The organism is Ruania zhangjianzhongii, assembly GCF_008000995.1.
Lineage (GTDB): Bacteria > Actinomycetota > Actinomycetes > Actinomycetales > Beutenbergiaceae > Ruania > Ruania zhangjianzhongii.
This window is the reverse complement of record NZ_CP042828.1, coordinates 3,944,131-3,962,278: the sequence shown is the minus strand read 5'-3', so window position 1 is coordinate 3,962,278 and position 18,148 is coordinate 3,944,131. Positions and strand designations below refer to the sequence as shown.

Below are 18,148 nucleotides of genomic sequence, written 5' to 3'. Positions count from 1 at the left end.
GGGCGCCGATGGCAGCAGATCGGCCGGCGGCGGCCCACGAACCCACCGAGCAGGCGCTCGTCCGGGCTGCCTACCGCCGTCGAGGCCGGCGCCGGTCGTTCCTGGTGGCACTGGCCTCCACAGTGGTCGTCGCTGCGCTGGCCTGGTGGGTGCTGGTGAGCTCGCCCGGCTGGGAGCGCACTCGGGAGGCGTTCTTCGACCCGGGCCGGTTCGTGGAGATGCTGCCCGCGCTCGCCGACGGGCTGTGGTTGAACCTGCGGGTCTGGGTGATCGCGGGGGTGATTTCGCTGGTGCTCGGGCTGTTGCTGGCGATCGCGCGCACCACCACTGCGCCCGCACTGTTCCCGCTCCGCGCGGCCGTGGTGGCGTTCGTGGACATCTTCCGCGGGGTTCCGGTGCTGCTGGTGCTACTGGTGGTCGGGTTCGGTCTGCCGGCGCTGCGGCTGCCGTGGATGCCGATCCAGGCTGCGTTCCTGGGCACGCTGGCGCTGGTGCTGACTTACAGCGCCTACCTCGCGGAGATCTTCCGCTCCGGGATCGAGGCGGTGCACCCGGCGCAGGTGGCGGCGGCCCGCGCGCTGGGGCTGACCAAGGCGCAGACCACTCGCCGGATCGTGGTGCCGCAGGCGGTGCGCAATGTGGTGCCGGCGCTGCTGAACATGGTGGTCGCGCTGCAGAAGGATTCTGGGTTGATCTCCATCCTCGGTGCGGTGGACGCGATCCGGGTGGCGCAGATCGCGGTCAGTGGCGACTACAACTTCACTCCGTACGTGGCTGCCGGGTTCCTCTTCCTGCTGGTGTCCATCCCACTTACCCGAGCTGTGGATGCCTACAACGCCCGCCGGGGTTGGCGCGGTGCCCGCGGTGTGGCGGGGGCGATCCGATGAGCGATCCGATCCAGCCGTCGACGGCGGAGCTCACCTCGGGCGGTTCGCCCGCCTCGTTGCTGCGCTTGCGTGGGGTGCGCAAGTCCTTCGGGGATCACCTGGTGCTGGGCGGTGTGGATCTGCAGGTGGCCGAGCACTCCTGTGTGGTGCTGATCGGGGCGTCCGGGTCGGGCAAGTCCACGCTGCTGCGCGCCGTCGACCTGCTCGAGGACATCGACGATGGGTCGATCGAGCTGCGTGGGGTGGACATCGCCGACCCGTGGGTGAACGCCGATGCGGTCCGCGCCCGGCTCGGCATGGTGTTCCAGGCCTACAACCTGTTCGCGCACATGCGTGTGCTGGACAACATCACCCTCGCCCCGCGGCTGGTGCACAAGCGGGATAAGGACGAGGCCGAGGCCGCCGCGGTGGAGATGCTCACCCGGGTGGGCCTGGCGGACAAAGTCACCGCCTATCCGGACCAGCTCTCCGGCGGTCAGGCGCAGCGCGCAGCGATCGCCCGCGCCCTGGTGAACGACCCGGAGCTGCTGCTGCTGGACGAGGTGACCTCGGCGCTGGACCCGGAGCTGATCGGCGAGGTGCTCGACCTGCTCGCCGGCCTGCGCGATGAGGGGATGACGATGCTGATCGCCACCCACGAGATGGGCTTCGCCCGCCGGGTGGCCGACCAGGTCTGCTTCCTCGACGGCGGCCAGGTGCTGGAGTCCGGGCCGCCGGAGCAGGTGCTCGGTGACCCGCAGCAGCCGCGGACCCGGGAGTTCCTGGCGCGGTTGCACGGGTGAGGCCGGACGGCCGATCAGCCACCGGCGGTCGCTTCAGCCGCAGCTGATGCCCAAGATCGATCCTCCACTGTTCGAGGCTAGGCGGCTCAGACCAGGCCCAGCCTCCCGGGAGCCGAGTGAGTGAGCCGTGACGGGTGAAGAGGTTGACGGACTCAGGAGTGATGAGATCGCACCGAGCCATCGCATAGAGGTCGTACAGGTCTCGGCTGGCATGGCGATCGAGCCAAGCCGACAGCTTGGCCGCCGCGAAAGCGGGCGCGGTCAGCACCCGAAGCCGGGCTGGCGGCGCGTCCGAGTACCGCTGCATGATGCTCCGCACTTCGGTCGGCCATTGCGGATATCCAGCCTGGCTCAGCAGTTGCACCCGCACCGATAGATCGCCGTCGATGCGTAGCACCGATGGCTCGGTCTCGCGGGTCTCGGTGAGCGGTGGCTCCCAGGTGGCGGTTCCATGGGTGCGTCGCAGGCTTCGCACGGCGCGTTGGATGGTGGCAGCGATGGTGGCTCGATGACCGGTGGCGATCAGATCGATGTCTTCCGACATGCGCACACCCTGAAGGTGGGTCCGCGACAGTGCCGTCCCGCCAAAGAAGATCAGATCATCAAGTCCCACGTCGCGAGAGATGGCTGCCAATGTGTGGGAGATCAAGCGATCGCGCGCGACCTGACCGGCGGAGACTCCAAACGCCGCAGCGACCGTGTCCATCTCCTCGTCCAGTGCGCTCATGAGGCGGCTAACTTCCGCACGCGCTCCAATGCCGACCTAGTCCGGCCCTGTGTGTCGGCGACTTCCACCACCTCATCCAGGCTGGTCTGCGCGAGCAGGGCTTTGATGACGGCGATCCGCTCGGATTGGTCAGCCGCCTTCGGGTCGCGCGCCAGGTCCAGTACGGTCTGCGCTGGCGTGGTGGCCAGCGCTCTGCCGAGCTCGGTACGAACCCTCACTGCCTCCAGAACTTCGACGTCGCGGGTGACGAACCGAATCGTTGCGTGCCTGTCGGCCAGCGGGATCAGCCGGTGTCCGGTTGGCGCGGCCACGACGGCTTCTCCGGTGGCGCGGGGCAGTGCTCCGTGAACTCGGGCAGCGCTTTGCCCCATCAGAACAGCCACGCCGTCGCCCCAGATGGCAGCTCCGACTCCAGCGCCGGCCGTCTCCAACTCCGGAAGCCAGGTGTCTGGGTTCATGTTGGCCGGGACGAGGCAGTAATAGCCGTAGGCGAGCTTGTGCACAACGCCGCGCTGTTCGAGATCGGCCAAGGCCTTGCGTGGACGAGCGTAAGCTCCTTCCAGGGCTTGTGCGCGGACGGTCTGCATCGGCGCTCGGCCGATTATCCGGACAGCCTTCATAGAGGACATCCAATTAGTGTACAAAGTGGCACGATCTTGGTGACACTTTGCGTAGTAAATGTTGACTGAGTTGGGTGAGCGCGACCTGAGCTCCACAGTTATCCACAGCATGGCGAACATGTGCTGCACATGAAACACTGATCGAGTGAAGATGCTTCAGGTACGCAACCTCCCGAACGAACTGCACGCGGCTCTGAAGGAGCGTGCCCGAAGCGAACGGATGACCATGTCGGACTACGTCACCAAGGTGCTGCAACGCGACCTGGCCAAGCCAACGCTCGAGGGACTGGATCGCCAGACAGCGACGGAGCAACGAGCCTCGACGGGAGATCGACGTCGTCGCCGCCCTGGACGAAGCACGCGAGGAGTATGACCCCGACGAGCGTTTTCCCGCACCGGTGAGGATTGTTCTCGATGCGAGTGCTGGGGTCGACTCAGTCCTGGCCGGCTATCGCGGAGCGCGCGTGCTCGACGCGATGAGCGGGACCGAGGTCTGGGCCCCGGGTCTGGTCGACTCCGAGGTCCTCTCCGCGTTGGCTCGGCTGGAACGTGCAGGTGCTGTCACCGGAGTGGAAGCGACGCGTGCACTGGACGCCTGGTCACGAGTGGAGTGCGAGCGATTCCCCAGTGAACTCCTGCTCCACGACGCGTGGTCGCGCCGGGGCTCCCTCCGTGCCTCGGACGCCCAGTACGTGGCGCTCGCGGATCGACTCGGCGCGCCATTGCTCACCTGCGACGCTTGGTTGGCGCGGGCGCCGGTCGGAAACGTGGACATCCAACTGATCAGCTGAAGGCCGCGCTCACATTCCCTTCGGGTGCCAGACCGTCTTCGTCTCGGTGAACGCCAGGATCTGCTCCAGCGACTGAGCATCGAACCAGTCGCCCTCGGCATCGCCGGCCGGGCGGCGCACCCGCTTCAGGTTCTCCGCCGCATCCGCCTCCAGCTCACCCCAGGTGATGTTGTCCGCGCCGAGCGCGCCGGTCAGGTCGATCGCGTTCACGTCCATATGCGTGGCCAGGTGTGGGGCCACCTCCGCGGTGTGGCCGGTGAGCACGTTCACCACCCCGCCGGGCACGTCCGAGGTGGCCAGCACCTCAGCCAACGTGATCGCGGGTAGCGGCCGGTCCTCAGACGACAGCAGCACCACCGAGTTCCCCGTCACCAGCACCGGCGCCAGCGCCGAGACCAGCCCCAACAGTGAGGATCGCTGCGGCGCGAGCACCGCCACCACCCCGGTCGGCTCCGGCACCGAGAGGTTGAAGTACGGCCCGGCCACCGGGTTGGCGTTCCCGGCCACCTGCGCCACCTTGTCCGTCCAGCCCGCGTACCAGACCCACCGGTCGATTGCCGCCGAGACCAGCTCCTCAGCCTTCTTCGCGCTCGCCCCCTCACCGGCGGCCACGTCCGCCACGAACTGCGAACGCCGGCCCTCGAGCAGCTCAGCGACCCGGTAGAGCACCTGCCCGCGGTTGTACGCCGTCGCCCCGGCCCAACCGGACTGAGCCGCCCGCGCAGCACGAACAGCGTCCCGGGCATCCTTGCGCGAGGCCAAGGCGGCGTTCGCGGCAAAGGTGCCCTTCGCCGTCGTGACCTCATAGGTGCGCCCGGACTCGCTGCGCGGAAACTTACCCCCGACGAACAGCTTGTAGGTCTTGCGCACATCCACCCGGGCAGTCATCGCGCACCTCCTTCCACCAGGTAGGAGGCCAGGCCGTGCCGGCCACCCTCCCGGCCGTAACCAGACTCCTGGTAGCCGCCGAACGGGCTGGTCGGGTCGAACCGGTTGAACGTGTTCGCCCACACCACCCCGGCGCGCATCGCATCGGCCATCGCCAGGATTCGCGACCCCTTCTCCGTCCAGATCCCTGCCGAGAGCCCGTAGGGGATGTTGTTCGCCTTCGCGATCGCCTCCGCCGGCGTGCGGAACGTCAGCACCGAGAGCACCGGCCCGAAGATCTCCTCCCGGGCGATCCGGTGCGCGGAGGACACGTTCGTGAACACTGTCGGCGCGAACCAGTACCCGGTCTCCGGCAGCGGGCAGTCGCTGGTCCACCGGGTGGCGCCCTCGTCCTCCCCGACCTGGGTGAGTGCAGTGATCCGTTCCAGCTGCGCTGCCGAGTTGATCGCCCCGACGTCGGTGTTCTTGTCCATCGGGTCACCCACCCGGAGCGTGGACAGCCGCCGCTTCAGCCGTTCGGTGACCTCCTCGGCCACCGACTCCTGCACCAGCAGCCGCGACCCGGCGCAGCACACCTGCCCCTGGTTGAAGTAGATGCCGTTCACGATGCCCTCGATCGCCTGGTCGATGGCGGCGTCCTCGAACACGATGTTCGCGGCCTTACCGCCGAGCTCGAGGGTGGCGTGCTTGCGCGTACCGGCGATCTGTTTCGCAATCAGCCGCCCGACGGCGGTCGATCCGGTGAAGGCCACCTTGTCCACTCCCGCATGCCTCACCAGGGCGGAGCCCGTAGGCCCGGCACCGGTGATGATGTTCACCACTCCGGGCGGGAGCTCGGCCTGGCGGAGCAGATCGGCGAACAGCAGCGCGGTCAGCGGGGTGGTCTCGGCCGGTTTCAGCACCACCGTGTTCCCGGTGGCCAGTGCCGGGGCGATCTTCCAGGCCAGCATCAGCAACGGGAAGTTCCACGGGATCACCTGCGCGGCGACGCCGTGCGGGCGCGGATCGGCGCCGTACCCGGCGTAGCCGAGCTTGTCCGCCCAGCCGGCGTAGTAGAAGAAGTGCGCCGCCGCCGTGGGCACGTCCACATCCCGCGACTCCCGGATCGGCTTACCGTTGTCCAGCGTCTCCAGCACCGCGAACTCCCGCGCCCGCTCGGCGAGCAGCCGCGCGATCCGGAACAGGTACTTCGCCCGCTCCGCGCCGGGCATCGGCCCCCAGACCTTCTCCTGAGCACGGCGCGCGGCGGCCACCGCCCGGTCGACGTCCGCCTCGTCGGCGACTGCGACGTCGGCGAGCACCTCCTCGGTGGCCGGGTTCACCGTCTTCATGGCACCGCCGGCCCCGTCGGTGAACTCCCCGTTGATGAACAGCCCGTAGGAGGAGGCGATGTCCACCACCGCACGGGACTCCGGGGCCGGTGCGTACTCGAACTTGCTCATAGCGCCCGTCCTCAGTCGATCGTCACGTAGTCGGAACCGGAGTAGTGGCCGGTGCTGAGCTTGATCCGCTGCAACAGCACATCGTTGAGTAGGGAGGAGGCCCCGAAGCGGAAGAACTCCGGGTCCAGCCATGCCTCGCCGGCCACCTCGTTCACCGCGACCAGGTACTTCAGCGCATCCTTCGCCGAGCGGATACCACCGGCCGGTTTGACCCCGATCTGCACGCCGGTGGCCGCGAGGAAGTCCCGGACCGCCTCCAGCATCAGCACGGTCACCGGCAGCGTCGCCGCGGGGGAGACCTTCCCGGTGGAGGTCTTGATGAAGTCCGCACCGGCGAGCATCGCCAGCCAGGAGGCGCGGCGGACATTGTCGTAGGTGGCCAGCTCACCGGTCTCCAGGATCACCTTCAGGTGCGCCGGTGTGGTGCGGGACTGGCAGATCTCGCGGACGGCGACGATGTCGTCGTAGACCTTGCGGTAGTCCCCGGCCAGGAACGCACCTCGGTCGATCACCATGTCGATCTCGTCCGCCCCGGCCTCGACCGCATCGCCGGTATCCGCCAGTCGCGCCGCCTTCCCGGCCCGCCCGGCGGGGAAGCCGGTGGCCACCGCGGCCACCGCCACCGGGGCAGCGCCGATCGCTTCCTTGGCCACCGGCACCAGATCGCCGTACACGCAGACGGCGGCCGGCCGGGGGCAACTCGGATCGCCCGGCTGCGGAGTGAGCGCCTTCGCGACGAGGGAGCGCACCTTGCCGGGGGTGTCGGCGCCTTCCAGCGTGGTCAGGTCGATCATCGAGATGATCGTGTCCAGCCCCCACGCCTTGGCGGTGGTCTTGATCGAACGGGAACCGAGCTGGGCGGCGCGGCCCTCCAGGCCGACCGCATCGGTTCCGGGCAGCCCGTGCAGGAACGTGCGCAGGGCCGTGTTGCTCAGTTGGGCCGAGCCGACGACGGCGCTCGCGTCCGTGTTCACCTGGCTCGCCGAGCGGGTGGCCGGGTGAGTGGTCGTGACAGCCATGGGGCGAGTCTAGGCGTGCCGACCGACCTATGCTGGCGAGTAACGTCGTCGTGCTAGGTGCTCTGGGAGTCCACGGCTTCAAGCAGATCTTGCGCCAGCAGCGCCACACTCTCGGACACGGCAGTTGGGTCGCCCACCAGTTCCTCCGCTGCGCCAGCCATGAGGCATCCGCGAGCGCCTGATCCTTGCGCGAAGAGGTCGCGGAGTTGGTCGAGGCCCTCGCGTGTCACCTCCACGCTGTGGTCCTCGCCCAGCAGCCGGCTGATCGCTTCGGCGAGTACCTGCGTCTCGACTGCCCGCAGCAGACGGTAGACGTCGTGGGCGTCCTTGTTGTCCTGTCTCGACCGGGTCTCGAGCCGGTCATGGATCTTGTGCAGTTTGGCCACCAACAACGCTGCCGGACCGGCCACAGAGACCTCGAACTCCCGACGGTCGATGGCACGATCAAACGGCCGGATAATCATCTTGGAGTTGTCTATCAACGCCGCCTCGATGCCTCGCGCCCTCCGCATCGACTTCGCGTCGTGCGGCGGCACCCGAACCCCTCGGCACCCGAACCCCTCGGCGCCCGGCGCCGGCGACGGCATCTGGCACCATCAGGTCGACCGGCACACCCCACCGGGAGATCCATGACCCAACCGCGCTCGGGCGCGGATCCGGCGAGAAGCCCGCCGCGCTCATTGCCTCCTCGACCAGCGGGTCGGAACTCAGTAGGTTGGGGTCCACCGCGACGTCGCCGTCGGTGGTGAACTCGGCCAGGGCAATGTCCGTCGCTCCCGTGTGCAGGTAGACGGCCTGTGCGCCGATGATGATGAGCGCGTCGAGGTGCGACTCCAATGCTTCCAGCGCGTCGAGCAGCCCCATCCGCGCCATGGTCACCTCGTCAATCACGACGCCAGCGCTCCTCGTTGGCCTTCATCCACTCGATCAGGTATTCGCCTTCGGAAGGTTCGCGACCCGGTCCGTTCAGCAGGTCGGCGGCCACCTGGGCGGGGGCCGCCACCGGGTAGCCACCTTCGGCCCGCGCCGTATTCTGGAACGGGACGTCGCCGACCGTCCTGGGCTCCAAGAGGATCACGTTGGGCGCAGCCGCGTTAGGCCGCAGGCCCCACCGCTCCGATGTCTCTTGGATCGACGAGACGTAAACGTAGGCGGCCTTGGCCGGCGCGTACGTCGCCCACTGCTTCGCAGCGACAGACCCCGTCACAGCCGCCGGCAAGGTAAGTTCCGCGGCCACCTTCGCGAGGAAGGCATCCACTCCTCTCGGCTCGATGAACGCCATCACGCGCGTCGTCGTCTGGAAGGCGGCGTCAGAACTCCACGCGCGCAGTAACCGCTCCCAGTCGGTCACGCGGTAACGCTTGTCCCCCTTGATGACGAGGTCCTCGCGTTGCAGATACTCCAACACCCGGTACGCCGCACCCGTGGACGCGCCCGACGCAGCCGTGAGCTCACGGACCGTCCAGTCGCGGTTGTAGTCCAAGAGAGCGCGAGCAACACGCGCCGCGGGTTCACCCTTGAGCGTGCCCCGCGGACGGCCCTTGCGCCACGGATCTCGGTCCTCGCCCCGGTCAGAGATGAAGATGGCCGGGGAGTCGATAGCAATGCGCATGTTGCCGGTGGCATCTACATAGGACAGCCCGTCCTCCACCAGAGCCTCGCGCACGGAAGTTGACAGATAGCGCGCTGCCACGACGGGAACGCCTCCGAATTCCACCGCGATGAGGCGAACCTGGTCTGCGATGTGTGCGACGTCACGGCGCTCGATGACCTGCTTGACCTTGAAGAGGAGTCTCGCGGCCTTCCCATCGGAAGCTCGAAGCTGGATCGACAGATCGGGGCGCGGCGAACGCTGCTGTAGCTCAGCAGGGCCTGTGACCTTCCAGGTCTCTGGGAGGCGGTCACGCATGACCTGGACGATGCGACGCTCCACCTCGGCAGCAGTCAGCACCTCATCGGTTGCCATGAGCGCACACTCCCGTTCAGGTATCCACGCCGTTCAACCGGCAGTGGAATCGTCCGGTTACCCGAACATCTTAGCATCTGTTCGCGAAATAGGCGTTCTCCGCTGACAGCGGATTCCCAGATTTACCCGACCATCGGTCGCGGGCCTCAGTCGGGGCTCCGCCGCCCTGGCACTTCAGACGCGGCTGTTCCGTCCGAACGAGGTCAGGTACCCGGTGCCACCGGCCACCAGCTCCGCCTCGAACTCCCGCGCCCAGGCGGCATACGGGCGCGAGGCCAGATTCTCGTTGCCGAACCGGGTGTCCTCGGAGACCTCGGTGACGCAGAAGTCCGGGATCACCAGATCGGTCACCGGGCTGGTGCGTTCGCATTCGGCGACGATCAGTGGCGCGTTGCTGCCGAGGAACTCATCCAGCACCCAGCCGTCCTCACCGAGCCAGACGGCGTGGCGCAGCTTGAGCACCTTCGCGCCACCCCGGCGGACCATCTCCTCGGCCACCAGCGGGTCCAGCTCGCGCTCGGCCTCGTACCGGGTGCCGCCCACAGCCGGGCCCTTGGCGGTCAGCGTGCACATCGACCAGTCGCCGGCCACGGCAGCGAGAATTCCGGGGATGTCCGCGGAGCGGCGGAACGGTTCGGGCGGTGCCGGCGCCTGCAGCCGCACCCGGAGCGCGTAGCCCTCGCTGGCCAGGTAGTAGCTCTGCACGATCACATCGGGTGTGGCACCGACCAGCAGGTCCGTGGGCAGAGCACGCACCAGGAATTTGCGCTCGAACTCGAAGTCGCCGTACCCGGACTCGGTCATGACCTCACGATACTCGCCGCGAGGGTCAGGCGAAGAAGCGGAACAGCGGCGAGTCCGGCGGGATCGGGCGGTAGGTGAGCCGGGAGGCGTCCATCCGCTCCAGCAATGGCCGGTAGTCCTCGGCTGACCCCAGAGTGAGCCCCACGAACGCCGGCCCGGTCTCCCGGTTGGACCGTTTGGTGTACTCGAACAGGGAGATGTCGTCCTCCGGGCCGAGCACCGCGTCCAGGAACCGTCGCAACGCCCCGGGTTCCTGCGGGAACTCGATCACGAAGTAGTGCCGGAGGCCGGCGTGCACCAGCGCGCGCTCCTGGACCTCGGCGTACCGGGAGATGTCGTTGTTCCCACCGGAGAGGATGCACACCACGGTCGCGCCCGGGCCGACCTCCACCGTCGCACCGGAACCGGTCGGGCCCACTGCGGCCAGAGCGAGCGCCCCGGCGGGTTCGGTGATGATCCCCTCCACCTGGTACAGATCCAGCATCTCCGCGCAGATCCGGCCCTCGTCCACCGCCACCATCGGCACCTGCAGCCTGGCGACGATCTCGTGCGAGGCGTCCCCGACCCGGCGCACCGCCGCGCCGTCGACGAAGGTGTCCACCTCGGTGAGAGTGACCGGTGCTCCGGCGGCGAGTGCGGCGGCCATGCTCGCCGCCCCCGCCGGCTCCACCCCCACCACCCGGGTGCGCGGGCACGCCTCGGCGAAGTAAGCGGCCATCCCCGCCACCAGCCCGCCCCCGCCGACCGGCACCACCACCACATCCGGGGGAGCACCGAGCTGGTCGTGCACCTCTTTGGCCACCGTGCCCTGCCCGGTGATCGTGCGCGGGTCGTCGAAGGGGTGGACCATCACCGCGCCGTCCGACTCGGCGAACGCCCGCGCTGCCGCGGAGGCTTCGTCGTAGGTGGAGCCGACCTCGACGATCTGTACCTGATCGCCGCCCAGGCCCGCGATCCGGTCCAGCTTCTGCCGTGGCGTGGTCCGCGGTACAAAGATCCGTCCGGCGATGCCGAGCTCCGCACACGCCATCGCCACCCCCTGGGCGTGGTTGCCGGCGCTCGCGCAGACCACCCCACGCACCCGTTCGGCCTCGTCCAGGCGCAGCATCAGGTTGAACGCCCCGCGCACCTTGTAGGAGCGCACGCCCTGCAGGTCCTCTCGCTTGACCAGCACGCGGGCCCCAGTGGCTTCGCTCACCCGGTGCCACGGCTGCAGCGGGGTACGGGTGACAGCGTGCTGGATCCGCTGAGCCGCCTCGCGGACGGTGGTCGCGGTGACCTGGTGGGTGTCGAAGCTCATGGGCGGAAGTCTAGGAGGGTGTGTTGTCATGGAGACATGGACTTCTGGCCGGTACTGAAATGGCTGATCGCCGTGTTCTCGGCGGCCGCTGGCGCACTCATCGTGCTGGTGGTGGTCAACCTGGTGCTGAACCGGGTCGGACGCAAGGTGCGGCCGGTGCAGCGCGCCTGGACCCGGGTGCGTCGACCGGTTGCCGCGCTGCTGCTCAGCGTGGCGCTGCGGATCTCTTTCTCACAGGCGGCCAACCCCTCCACGTTCCGGGACATCGGGTTGCACGTGCTGTTGATCGCGGTGATCGTCTCCGCGGTGTGGCTGGTGGCCACGCTGGTGCTGGCCTGGCTCTGGCAGACCCAGCAGCGGGTGGTTGCCCGGATGCGCGACGACGACCGGGCCCAGCGGCGGGTGCAGACCCAGATGCTGCTGATCCGCCGGGTGGTGAACGCCGTCTTCGTGGTGCTCGGTGGCGCGATGGTGCTGCTGACGTTCGAGGGGGTGGAGCAGATCGGCGCCACCATCCTGGCCTCGGCCGGTCTGCTGTCGGTGGTGCTCGGTATCGCCGCGCAGAGTTCGCTCGGCAACATGTTCGCCGGGCTGCAGCTGGCGTTCACCGATGCGATCCGGATCGGGGACATCGTGGAGGTGGACGGCACCTGGGCGACGGTGGAGGACATCACCCTGACCTATGTGGTGGTGAGCATCTGGACCGAGCAGCACAAGGTGCTTCCGTCCACCTACTTCACCACCACCCCGTTCATCAACTGGAGCCGCACCGGGGAGTCGGTGATCGGGTTGATCTACTTCTCCCTGGACTGGCGGGTGGACCTGGCCGGCTTCCGGGCCGAGTTCGAGCGCCTGGTGGATGAGAGCGGGATGTGGGACGGTCGCTCCCGCGCGGTGCGGGTCACCGACTCCTCCACCGAGCGGCTCACCGTGCGGGCTCAGGTGAGTACCAAGGACACCGATGACGACTGGTTCCTGCGCTGCGACGTCCGGGAAGGGCTCGCCACCTGGCTGCGCGAACACAATCCCGAGGCTCTCCCGCTGCAGCGGGTCACGTTCACCGAGCAGACCCTGCCCGCCCCCTCCACCCCCGCGCTGCCGCAGCCGCCACAGGGCCGCCGGGACGGCGACGTACTCGAGGGACCGGCCGGCGGAGACCAGTAGTCACAGGCTGACGGCGGCGCTCACCTCGGTGCGTAGCTGCTGCAGCCGGCCGGTGGCTCGGGCGCGGCTCTGGGTCAGCGTCTCCGGCCCGGACACCGGCTCGATCACCTCCAGGTAGCACTTCAGCTTCGGTTCCGTCCCGGACGGGCGCACGATCACCCGGTCCCCGGCCTCGGTGGCGAGCACCAGCGCGTCGGTGGGCGGGAGGTCGTCGCTGCCCCGGGTCAGGTCCACGCGTTGCACGACGGCGGAGCCCACCAGGGTCTGCGGCGGCGCCGTGCGTAGCCGGTCCATCAGGACGGCGATGTCGCCGGAGTCTTCCACCCGTACGGTCACCGGGGCGGTGGCGTGCACCCCATGCCGGACGGCCAGCTCGTCCAGCAGCGACTGCAGGCTGCCGCCCTCGGCCTTCCGGGCGCCGGCCAGGCGGGCCAGGCGCACGGCCGCGGAGATGCCGTCCTTGTCCCGGACCGCATCCGGGTCGGTGCAGTAGCCGAGTGCCTCCTCGTACCCGTAGGCCAGGTCCGGCACCCGGCTGATCCACTTGAACCCGGTGAGCGTGGCCCGGTGCTCGAGCCCGTGCTCAGCGGCGATCGCGGCCAGCAGCTGGGAGGAGACCACCGAGCTGGCCAGCACTCGCTGCTCACCCGCGGCCACCAGCCGCTCGGCGGCGTCCTGGCCGAGGATGGCACCCACCTCGTCGCCGGTGAGCTGGCGCCAGCCGCCCTCAGCAGCAGGGTCAGGGATCGCCGCCGAGCAGCGGTCCGCATCCGGGTCGTTGGCGATCACCAGGTCGGCGCGGACTTCTCGTGCCAGGGCCAGGGCCAGGTCGAGCGCACCGGGCTCCTCGGGGTTCGGGAACGCCACCGTGGGGAAGTCCGGATCCGGTTCGGCCTGCTCGGGCACCGGATGGACTTCGGAGCCTGCGCCCTCCAGTGCCCGCTGTGCCAGCTGCCCGCCCACGCCGTGCATCGAGGTGAGCACGACCCGTAGCGGCTGGTCTGGTGAGACCTGCGTGCCTGCGGCCCGGGCCAGGTAGTCCTCCACCAGCGCGGGTTCGAGCAGCTCACGCCGGCCTCCCGAGCGGTGCGCATCCTCGGCGGACCGGGGCACCGCTGCCACCGCGGGCACGGCAGCGATCGCCTCGGCGATCTTCTCGTCGTGCGGCGGCACGATCTGGGCACCCTGCCCGGCATCGGTGACCACCCGGCCGCCCAGGTACACCTTGTAGCCGTTGTCCTGCGGAGGGTTGTGCGAGGCGGTGACCATCACCCCGGCGTCCGCCTCCAGGGCTCGGACTGCATAGGCAAGCACCGGCGTCGGCAGTGGGCCGGGCAGCAGCAATGCGCGGCCTCCGGCTGCGGCCACCACGTCCGCAGTGTCGGTGGCGAAGTCCGCCGAGCCGTACCGGGCGTCGTAGCCGATCACTACCACCGGGTGCTGGCCGGAGCCGAGCGCCTCGGTGAGGTAGCCGACCAGGCCGGCGGCGGCCCGGATCACCACCGCCCGGTTCATCCGGTGTGGCCCGGCGCCCAGACGGCCGCGCAGACCCGCGGTGCCGAACGTCAGCGGTCCGCTGAACCGGTCGGCCAGCTCGCCGAGCGCCTCTTCAGCGGCTGGACCGGTACCGCCGGCAGTATCGAGCAGGGCGGTCAGCTCAGCGGCCGTGGCTGGGTCCGGGTCGTCGGCGATCCAGGTGCGCACCCGGTCGAGGAGCGTCACGAGAGCTCCCGGCGGACAATCTCGGCGAGCAGTGCGGAGATCCGTGGCCCGGCCGCCTTCCCGGCCTCGATCACCTCCGCGTGGGAGAGCGGCTCCGGGGAGATCCCGGCGGCCAGGTTGGTCACCAGGGAGATGCCGAGCACCTCCAGCCCGGCGTGCCGGGCGGCGATCGCCTCCAGCGTGGTGGACATGCCCACCAGGTCCCCGCCCAGGCGGCCGACCATCTGCACCTCGGCAGGGGTCTCGTAGTGCGGGCCGGGCAACTGGCAGTACACCCCCTCGGCCAGGCTCGGGTCCACTTCCCGGGCCAGTGCGCGCAGCCGCGGTGAGTACAGATCGGTCAGGTCGACGAACGTCGCGCCCTCCAGCGGGGACGCTGCGGTGAGGTTGAGGTGATCGCTGATCAGCACCGGAGTCCCGGCCGGCCACTCGGTGCGCAGCCCGCCGCACCCGTTGGTGAGCACCACGGCGGAGGCGCCGGCGGCAGCTGCGGTGCGCACCCCGTGCGCGACCGCGCGCACGCCTTTGCCTTCGTAGTAGTGCGTACGGGCGCCGACGATCAGTGCATGGCGAGTCCCGCCGTCGACCTCGATCCGGATCGAGCGCAGCGTGCCGGCATGTCCGGGTACCCCGGAGGCACTGAACCCGGGCACATCCTCGGCGGGCAACTCGGCCACCTGCTCGCCGAGCAGGTCAGCGGCACCGCCCCACCCGGAGCCGAGCACCAGGGCGATGTCATGGCGGGGCACACCGGTGCGTTCCGCGATGGTGGCAGCGGCTGCGCGAGCGGCGTCGAAGGGGTCAGCGGAGGACTCGAGCGCGGTGTTCACCCTTGAAACCTACCTGCGCAGTCGCCCCAGTGTGCTCCGGAGCGGCACAATGGCAGCCGTGACCACCACTCCCAGCACCCCGGTGACCGCAGACCAGCACACCAACGTAGGCCGCTCCAGCACCCGCGCAGGCTCACGGGTGGTGATCATCGGAGGCGGCCCCGGCGGCTACGAAGCCGCACTCGTGGCCGCCCAGCTCGGTGCCGCCGTCACCCTGGTGGAACGCCAGGGGGTGGGCGGCTCCGCCGTGCTCACCGATGTGGTGCCGTCGAAGACGCTGATCGCCACGGCGGAGTGGATGACCCTCACCGAGAGCGCCGGTGACCTGGGAATCCGCCCGCGCGGGGAGTCCGAAGCCTCCTTCGAAGCCGACTTCGCCACAGTGGACGCCCGGGTGCTCCGCCTGGCACAGGCGCAGAGCCGGGACATCCGTACCCGGCTGGAGCGGGAGGGGGTGCAGCTGATCGATGGCACCGGGCGGCTGGACGGGCCCGGACATGTGGTTGCCGAGCATGCGGACGGCCAGTCCGTGTCGCTGGACGCGGATGTGGTGCTGCTCGCCACCGGGGCCCGCCCGCGGGTGATCCCCACCGCCCAGCCGGACGGTGAGCGGATCCTCAGCTGGACCCAGCTGTACCACCTGACCGAGATCCCCGAGCGGCTGATCGTGGTCGGCTCCGGGGTGACCGGGGCGGAGTTTGCCGGCGCCTACCGGGCGCTCGGTGCCGAGGTGGTGCTGGTCTCCAGCCGGGACCGGGTGCTGCCGGGGGAGGACTCCGACGCCGCCGACCTGATCGAGGCCGTGTTCAAGCGGCGGGGGATGCAGGTGCTCTCCCGCTCCCGGGCCGCCGGCGCCCGCCGCACCGAGAACGGGGTGGAGGTCGAGCTCACCGACGGCCGCGTGGTGACCGGCTCGCACTGCCTGATCGCCGTGGGCGGGGTGCCGAACACCGAGGACCTCGGTCTCGCAGGCGCCGGGGTGGAGGTGAGCGAGTCCGGGCATATCCACGTGGACCGGGTCTCCCGCACCACGGTGCGCGGGGTGTATGCGGCCGGGGACTGCACGGGTGTGCTCGCGCTGGCGTCCGTGGCTGCGATGCAGGGCCGGATCGCGATGTGGCACGCCCTCGGCGACGCCGTCTCGCCGCTGGATCTGAGCCAGGTCTCGGCGAACGTGTTCACCGCCCCCGAGATCGCCACGGTGGGCGTCTCGGAGAAGCAGGTCACCTCCGGGGAAGTGCGCGGGGAGGTGGTGACCCTGCCGCTCGCGCGCAACCCGCGGGCGAAGATGCTCGGCATCCGCGAAGGCTTCCTCAAGCTGATCTCCCACCGTTCTTCTGGCGTGGTGATCGGCGGTGTGGTGGTCGCCCCGCGAGCCAGTGAGCTGATCTTCCCGATCACCCTCGCGATCAGCAACCGGCTCACTGTGGACCAGGTGTCCAACGCTTTCACCGTCTACCCGTCGCTGTCCGGCTCGATCGCGGAGGCGAGCCGACTGCTGCACGATGCGCATGGCTGAGACCGCCGGCAACCGGTCGGGGGAAGCCCTGGTCGGTCCTGGTGCTGGCGGCGCTCGGGGTGGCCGCCCTGGTGCTCGGCTGCCTCTGCGGTGACCAGCGCCGTCACCGATACCGGCTACCTTGACCCGTCGTTTGAGGGGGTGATATATTTGTTGCAATCGGTTGCAAAGTAGCGCAACGTCCTGGTGAGCCGGCAGGCATCTCGAATGGCCCGTGCCGGCGAGATGCCGGACAACCTGCTGAGGAGTGGACGATGGAGTCAATCAGAGAAACCGCTGGTCGTCGGGCGGTGCCCACGGCAGTGTCCCGACGACGTCTGCTGCAGATGGCGGGCGTGGGTACCGGTGCCGTGGCGCTCGCTGGCTGTGGCCCGCTCAGTTCGGGGGACGGCTCGCAGGGAGATGGGGGAGACTCCTCGGGGTCTCAAGAAGCGGAGATCGGCGTCAAGCCCGCTGAGGGGACATCCGGCTACGACTTTCTTGTCGGCGTGGGCGACAAGGTCACCGAGAATCACCCTGAGTTCACCTTTACCTACACCTTCGTCAACACCAAGGTGCGCCCGCAGATCGAGCAGCGCTGGCGGGCGGGGAACCCACCAGACACGGACTACGAGGTGTTCAACGCGCAGGTTCCCGCGACCCACGACTTCGCCGAGAACCTGCTCGACCTCACCCCGTACATGGAGGAGGAGATCGGGGCAGGAGGTACCTGGCGGGACAGCTTCCTGGATGCGGCCATTCAGGAGACAGAGCTCGACGGGAAGATCTACGGCGCAGTGACCGATACCCACGTGATCGCGATGTTCTACAACATCCAGATCTTCGAGGACCTCGGTATCACGCCACCTCATACCTGGGACGAGCTGCTCGAGGTGAGCAGCACCCTGAGCGAAGAGGGGATCGATCCGATCGCGGTGACCGGAATGTACGAGCCCTATATGGGGATGTGGGTCGACTACCTGTTCCAGCGCGAGGTGGGCTACGAGGCTGCCCGGGACGCAGCCTTCTCCGGGGACTATGCCGATCCCGGATATCTTCGGGCCGCGGAGCGATTCCAAGCGTTACGGGACCAAGGTGCGTTCCTCGACGGCTTCCAAGGCACCGACTTCACGGCGGTGCAGATGGAGTTCTTCCAAGGCAACGCTGCCATGATCTTGATGGGAACTTGGCTGTCCGCTGAGATGAAGGACTCGATCCCGGACGACTTCCAGCTGGGGGTGGTGGCGTTCCCGCAGGTGACCGAGGACGGGGAGGACAACAGCTTCACGTCGGCGTCGAACATCATGGTGGTGAACAAGGAGAGTCAGAGCATCGACGCCGCGATTGCGTACATGCGTGAGCTGACCTCAGCGCAGACCCAGACCGATCGAGCGCTCGAACAAGGTGCAGTATCGGCGGTGGAAGGAGTGCCTGGCCCTCCTGGTGTGGAAGGCCTGGACGAGCTGCTCGCGAGCGCCGGCGAACTCAACTACCGGTACTTCGGAACCGAGTTCGTTCCGGACCGGCATGCTGCGTACTACCGCGAAGTCGCCAGATTCTTCTTCGGTGAGCAGGATGCCGCCCAGTTCATCGACGCCCTGACCGAGGCGATGAGCCGCGACTTCTGATCGATTCGAGGTGTCGCACGGCCGGTTCGGCACCTCCTGCGGCACCGCTGGCGGCGCTGACTTGTGCCAGAACGACGAAT

18 protein-coding genes and 1 pseudogene are annotated in these 18,148 nt (G+C 68.9%); 7 read left to right on the top strand and 12 right to left on the bottom strand.

The window, feature by feature from the left end; all coding sequences use genetic code 11:
- Nucleotides 1-8 precede the first annotated feature (8 nt).
- Both FU260_RS18355 and FU260_RS18350 read left to right on the top strand, forming a co-directional pair.
- The gene (locus FU260_RS18355) at nt 9-887 is read left to right on the top strand and encodes an amino acid ABC transporter permease (RefSeq protein ID WP_147918354.1); all 879 of its coding nucleotides are present in this window, start codon (nt 9-11) and stop codon (nt 885-887) included.
- Complete coding sequence (locus FU260_RS18350; protein WP_147918353.1) at nt 884-1,669, top strand: amino acid ABC transporter ATP-binding protein; 786 nt, start codon at nt 884-886, stop codon at nt 1,667-1,669. The genes FU260_RS18355 and FU260_RS18350 overlap by 4 nt, the downstream gene beginning before the upstream one ends.
- 133 nt (nt 1,670-1,802) lie before the next feature.
- Here the strand turns inward: FU260_RS18350 and FU260_RS24660 are convergent.
- Both FU260_RS24660 and FU260_RS18340 read right to left on the bottom strand, forming a co-directional pair.
- Nucleotides 1,803-2,375 (bottom strand): annotated as a pseudogene (locus FU260_RS24660) (nucleotidyl transferase AbiEii/AbiGii toxin family protein); the annotation flags it as partial.
- A gap of 17 nt (nt 2,376-2,392) precedes the next feature.
- A complete protein-coding gene (locus FU260_RS18340; protein WP_168211849.1) occupies nt 2,393-3,025 on the bottom strand; it encodes a type IV toxin-antitoxin system AbiEi family antitoxin domain-containing protein in 633 nt (210 codons plus the stop codon).
- A gap of 142 nt (nt 3,026-3,167) precedes the next feature.
- Here FU260_RS18340 and FU260_RS24655 point away from each other — a divergent pair, with 142 nt between their 5' ends.
- Both FU260_RS24655 and FU260_RS23680 read left to right on the top strand, forming a co-directional pair.
- A complete protein-coding gene (locus FU260_RS24655) occupies nt 3,168-3,389 on the top strand; it encodes a FitA-like ribbon-helix-helix domain-containing protein (protein ID WP_425328565.1) in 222 nt (73 codons plus the stop codon).
- 25 nt (nt 3,390-3,414) lie between these two features.
- Entirely contained in the window at nt 3,415-3,807 is a 393-nt protein-coding gene (locus FU260_RS23680) for a type II toxin-antitoxin system VapC family toxin (RefSeq protein WP_148239381.1), read from the top strand.
- 9 nt (nt 3,808-3,816) lie between these two features.
- On the opposite strand, the gene FU260_RS18330 is transcribed toward FU260_RS23680, so the two are convergent.
- The 8 genes from FU260_RS18330 to ilvA all read right to left on the bottom strand — a co-directional run bounded on the left by FU260_RS18330 (nt 3,817) and on the right by ilvA (nt 11,226).
- Entirely contained in the window at nt 3,817-4,695 is an 879-nt protein-coding gene (locus tag FU260_RS18330) for an aldehyde dehydrogenase family protein (RefSeq protein ID WP_147918351.1), read from the bottom strand.
- Complete coding sequence (locus FU260_RS18325) at nt 4,692-6,137, bottom strand: aldehyde dehydrogenase family protein (protein ID WP_147918350.1); 1,446 nt, start codon at nt 6,135-6,137, stop codon at nt 4,692-4,694. The genes FU260_RS18330 and FU260_RS18325 overlap by 4 nt, the downstream gene beginning before the upstream one ends.
- Nucleotides 6,138-6,148: 11 nt before the next feature.
- Entirely contained in the window at nt 6,149-7,156 is a 1,008-nt protein-coding gene (deoC, locus tag FU260_RS18320) for a deoxyribose-phosphate aldolase (protein WP_147918349.1), read from the bottom strand.
- A 53-nt stretch (nt 7,157-7,209) separates the two neighbouring features.
- Nucleotides 7,210-7,620: a nucleotidyl transferase AbiEii/AbiGii toxin family protein gene (locus tag FU260_RS23890; protein WP_210418120.1), complete on the bottom strand. Its 411-nt coding sequence runs from the start codon at nt 7,618-7,620 to the stop codon at nt 7,210-7,212.
- The gene (locus tag FU260_RS23885) at nt 7,601-8,047 is read right to left on the bottom strand and encodes a hypothetical protein (protein ID WP_210418119.1); all 447 of its coding nucleotides are present in this window, start codon (nt 8,045-8,047) and stop codon (nt 7,601-7,603) included. Before FU260_RS23885 ends, FU260_RS23890 begins: the two co-directional genes overlap by 20 nt.
- A complete protein-coding gene (locus FU260_RS18310) occupies nt 8,040-9,122 on the bottom strand; it encodes a hypothetical protein (protein ID WP_147918348.1) in 1,083 nt (360 codons plus the stop codon). The genes FU260_RS23885 and FU260_RS18310 overlap by 8 nt, the downstream gene beginning before the upstream one ends.
- A 174-nt stretch (nt 9,123-9,296) precedes the next feature.
- A complete protein-coding gene (locus FU260_RS18305; RefSeq protein WP_147918347.1) occupies nt 9,297-9,926 on the bottom strand; it encodes a CYTH domain-containing protein in 630 nt (209 codons plus the stop codon).
- A gap of 25 nt (nt 9,927-9,951) precedes the next feature.
- A complete protein-coding gene (ilvA, locus tag FU260_RS18300) occupies nt 9,952-11,226 on the bottom strand; it encodes a threonine ammonia-lyase IlvA (RefSeq protein ID WP_147918346.1) in 1,275 nt (424 codons plus the stop codon).
- A 36-nt stretch (nt 11,227-11,262) separates the two neighbouring features.
- Here ilvA and FU260_RS18295 point away from each other — a divergent pair, with 36 nt between their 5' ends.
- Entirely contained in the window at nt 11,263-12,390 is a 1,128-nt protein-coding gene (locus FU260_RS18295; protein ID WP_147918345.1) for a mechanosensitive ion channel family protein, read from the top strand.
- Here the strand turns inward: FU260_RS18295 and FU260_RS18290 are convergent, their stop codons facing one another.
- Together FU260_RS18290 and FU260_RS18285 are read right to left on the bottom strand one after the other, a co-directional pair.
- The gene (locus FU260_RS18290; protein ID WP_147918344.1) at nt 12,391-14,112 is read right to left on the bottom strand and encodes a phospho-sugar mutase; all 1,722 of its coding nucleotides are present in this window, start codon (nt 14,110-14,112) and stop codon (nt 12,391-12,393) included. It lies immediately after the preceding gene.
- Nucleotides 14,109-14,942 carry a purine-nucleoside phosphorylase gene (locus tag FU260_RS18285; RefSeq protein WP_147918343.1) on the bottom strand — a complete coding sequence of 278 codons (834 nt, stop codon included), beginning with the start codon at nt 14,940-14,942 and terminating at the stop codon, nt 14,109-14,111. The genes FU260_RS18290 and FU260_RS18285 overlap by 4 nt, the downstream gene beginning before the upstream one ends.
- Before the next feature lie 49 nt (nt 14,943-14,991).
- Here FU260_RS18285 and FU260_RS18280 point away from each other — a divergent pair, with 49 nt between their 5' ends.
- Nucleotides 14,992-16,461: an NAD(P)H-quinone dehydrogenase gene (locus FU260_RS18280; RefSeq protein WP_147918342.1), complete on the top strand. Its 1,470-nt coding sequence runs from the start codon at nt 14,992-14,994 to the stop codon at nt 16,459-16,461.
- A gap of 254 nt (nt 16,462-16,715) precedes the next feature.
- Nucleotides 16,716-18,068: an ABC transporter substrate-binding protein gene (locus tag FU260_RS18275; protein WP_147918341.1), complete on the top strand. Its 1,353-nt coding sequence runs from the start codon at nt 16,716-16,718 to the stop codon at nt 18,066-18,068.
- The last annotated feature ends 80 nt before the right edge of the window (nt 18,069-18,148 follow it).